A 3,595-nucleotide genomic window follows, 5' to 3' on the forward strand; every position below is an offset into this window, starting at 1 on the left:
GCCGGAGAGTGTCGGGGAGGTGGTTACGGAACCTGCTGCCGCGATTCCTGCTGCATAGTCAGGACAGGAGAAGGGATCACCGTCCTACACCACCTTCTGGGGCTTGACCGATTATTGCTCCAGATCTGCCGCCAGATCTGCTTCGGGAACGCGGTGAACGCCAACAGATCCGGACGTGCGGCATCGAGATGTTCGGCCACCTTTGGCAGCTTCGATTCGAGCGCATCGATGACCCGATCATATTGCGCGTGCACTGAATCCGCGTCGGGTTGGTCGTAGACCGAGTGCAACAGGGTCTTCACCCACGGCCACGACGACTTCGGTGTCACCGCCATCAGGTTCGTCGAATAGTGCGTTCGGCATCTCTGCCAGGAGGCGCCCGGCAGACTCGCACCGATCGCCGCGACCAGCCCGGCATGAGCATCGGAGGTCACCAGCTGCACTCCCGACAGGCCTCGGGCGACCAGTCCCCGGAAGAACGTCAGCCAGCCTGCCCCGTCTTCGGCGGAGGTGACATCGATACCCAGGATCTCGCGGTAACCGTCGGCGTTGACCCCGACAGCGACCAAAGTGTGCACGTTGACCACCCGTCCGTTCTCGCGGACTTTGAGCACGAGGGCATCGGCGGCGACGAAGGTATACGGTCCTTGATCCAACGGGCGGTTCCGGAAGGCTTCGACTTGTTCGTCGAGTTCCTTCGCCATGACGCTGACCTGCGATTTCGACAGGGACGTGATGCCGAGGGTGTCGACGAGTTTCTCCATCCGTCGGGTCGAGACCCCGAGCAGATAACACGTGGCGACCACGGACGTCAGGGCTCGTTCGGCGCGTTTGCGGCGCTGCAGCAGCCAATCAGGGAAATAGGATCCTTGCCGCAGCTTGGGGATGGCGACGTCGAGGGTGCCGACTCGGGTATCGAAGTCGCGGTGTCGGTAGCCGTTGCGGGAGTTCGTCCGTTCGTCGGAGCGTTGCCCGTAGCCGGCACCACACAGTGCGTCGGCTTCGGCGCCCATCAGGGCGTCGAGGAACATCGTCAGCAACTCGCGCAGCAGGTCGGGGCTGGCGCCGGCGAGTCGGTCTTCGAGGAGCTGGCGCAGGTCGATATCGTGGGCAGTGGTCATCGCGTGCTCTAACGCCCGAGTCGAGTTGGTAGCTCTCTCGAAGAATCACGCGGTGACCGTCTTTCATCCGGTTACGACACGCCGGCAAGCTCATTCGGGTCCGGTTCGTACACCATCTTCATGGACGCAACCACCCCGTGCAACGAGAAGTCCCCCACCTGCGTGAACAGGTGGGGGACTCGTGGCGGTGGCGGAGGGATTTGAACCCTCGCAAGCCCGCAGGTCGAGGGGGCAAAACCACTCCTCCCTGCGGATTCACTACCCGCTGGATCACGCCGAATCACACGGTTTCGAGGCAATGTGTGCCCGAAATGTGCCCACTTGGGTGATACTCACGCCTCGCCAAATCAGGGAGGGGGTGCCGAACCCGCACTCTGCTGTCAAGAGGGCGAACACCGGACCAAACGTAGGGCGAACGCGCATGTGTGATACTCGCCATCGTTGAACTGACGCACAGATGGGGGTGAACGTAGTGCCGAAACTAGCGGAACGGCCCAGCCAATCCGAGAGGGACATTCGATACAACTCCCCGATCTGCACGCCAAGTCAAGCTGCACGGCTCGCCGAAATGCCAGCCAACACCGTTCGCGCATGGACCCGGGCGACCAAGACGCGACCCGCCATCGTTCACACGGTTGAAAACGCCCATCGTGGGTGGCCCTCGGTTCCCCTCGTAGGTGTCATCGAGACCTGGTCTCTCCGAGCACTCCGCACAGCTGGAATCCCGATGCAGAAGCTGACGAAGGTCGCTGAACAGCTGCGCGAGGAACTCAAAGATCCTTACGTACTTGCTCGACCTCTACTCTTCACAGACGGGATAGACCTGTATCGGCGGGATCGCGGAGACCTGTTCCGCATCGAAGATGGACAACAACCCATCGAGCAAGTAATCGAGAAGTATCTGGCACGTGTCGAGATTGACGGCGACCACGAGCCGACGGCCTTCAGAATTCCACTGACACAGGAGATCATGTTGTCCATTGACCCGCGATTCAATGCGGGCCGACCATCGTTTGAGGACTCTCGCACTCCCGCATTTGCAATATTGGGAGCGCTTCGCGGGGGCGACCCGCCCACCATAGTCGCTTCGGACTACAACCTGACACTAGAGGAGGTAAGCGCGGTTGAGAACGCTCAAGACTGGCTCGCGGAAATCGCGTAAGCCGGTAGTGCTTCTGGACCGTTGCGTCCCCCGCGGAGTCGGTGCCGCCCTTACCCATTTTGAGATTGAGCATCGAACACTCGCCGACCTTTACGGCCCTGCACATGCTCAACATGTCACCGACGTTGAGTGGATCGAAGCTAGCGCCGCCGAAGGGATGCTCGCGCTCACCCAGAATTTTCGCATCGCGCGGGTGCCCCACGAAGCAACCGCGGTTAGGACGAGTGGGGCGCGGATCTTGTCCTACCACCGTGCTGATCTGACGAAAGAAGCCAAGAGCCTGGTTCTTGGACGGCACCTTCAGACGCTCCGCCGCCTCCACGATCATCCTGGACCCGCATTCTGGAGGGTGTCGCCGCGCGATATCTTGCGAGACATCTGAACGGCCATACAGCGTTCGCTGCGGGAAGCTAGCCCCGAATCGCCATCTCCTGAACGTCAAATAGCCGCGGTTCCACGCACAGGCGATGCCGCCTCGGATCGGATCCGACTGTTGCAGGGCCTCCAGCCAGGGCGATCCACACGCGGTGCCTCGCGCACTCTCGCATGCTGCCAGGGAGTCTGCGGGTTAACGGCCAAAATGTGTGTACAGAACCCCCGATTTCTGAGCCCTGACCTCGGATGATAGCGACCCGAACATGCTCTGAAAGCATGTTCGGTGTCAGCTACCCGGAATTCCCCGCTCTGTGGTGTATGCGGAGCCAAGCTGGTCAAGAACGGCACCACCACAGCCGGCCGCACCCGCTGGCGCTGCAAAACCTGCGGCGCATCGACCACCCAGTCACGTCCGGACATCACCCGCAAAGCACAACTCAACGCATTCCGGGCATGGCTCCTCGACGGCCACACACCCACCCAGGTGGCCTCCAGCGCCCGCACCTTCCGCCGCGACACCTCCTGGTGCTGGAACATCGAAATCCCACCACCGACCCCGGCCCCGACACCGGCCGATCTGGTGATCCTCGACGGCACCTACTTCCAATCCTGGTGCCTGCTCATCGCCACCGACGGCCACCACGTCATCGACTGGCAATGGTGCGACCGCGAAAAGAAGATCGCCTGGCAACAGATCCTCGAGCGCCACCGCGCCCCGACCGTCGCCGTCATCGACGGCGGCACCGGCCTGCACGCCGCGATCGCCGAGCAGTGGCCCACCACCCGCATCCAACGCTGCTACTTCCACATCTTCCAGGTCGTACGCCGCCACCACACCCTCAAATCCCGACTCGAAGCCGCCCGCGAAATCCTCACCCTCACGCGAGCTTTGATGAACGTCCGCGGCATCGACCAGGCCGTGCTGTGGTTGCAGGCG

At 62.1% G+C, this 3,595-nt stretch carries 3 protein-coding genes and 2 pseudogenes; 4 read left to right on the forward strand and 1 reads right to left on the reverse strand.

Features of this window, described 5'->3' with window-relative positions:
• Window positions 1-110: 110 nt before the first annotated feature.
• Window positions 111-1,121, reverse strand: a pseudogene (locus A8G15_RS27620) (IS256 family transposase); the annotation flags it as partial.
• Window positions 1,122-1,578: 457 nt separating this feature from the next.
• Here A8G15_RS27620 and A8G15_RS32575 point away from each other — a divergent pair.
• From A8G15_RS32575 to A8G15_RS27635, 4 genes and pseudogenes are all read left to right on the forward strand, one after another.
• Window positions 1,579-1,848 (forward strand): annotated as a pseudogene (locus A8G15_RS32575) (hypothetical protein); the annotation flags it as partial.
• Window positions 1,849-2,283 carry a DUF433 domain-containing protein gene (locus A8G15_RS31285; RefSeq protein ID WP_068166340.1) on the forward strand — a complete coding sequence of 145 codons (435 nt, stop codon included), beginning with the start codon at window positions 1,849-1,851 and terminating at the stop codon, window positions 2,281-2,283.
• 7 nt (window positions 2,284-2,290) lie between these two features.
• The gene (locus A8G15_RS32580; RefSeq protein WP_169833952.1) at window positions 2,291-2,665 is read left to right on the forward strand and encodes a PIN-like domain-containing protein; all 375 of its coding nucleotides are present in this window, start codon (window positions 2,291-2,293) and stop codon (window positions 2,663-2,665) included.
• A gap of 276 nt (window positions 2,666-2,941) precedes the next feature.
• Window positions 2,942-3,595 (forward strand): transposase-like zinc-binding domain-containing protein (locus A8G15_RS27635; protein WP_211270254.1); only part of this gene is annotated, 654 nt, incomplete at its 3' end.

The sequence above is a fragment of the Rhodococcus phenolicus genome (assembly GCF_001646785.1).
Classification (GTDB): domain Bacteria; phylum Actinomycetota; class Actinomycetes; order Mycobacteriales; family Mycobacteriaceae; genus Rhodococcus; species Rhodococcus phenolicus.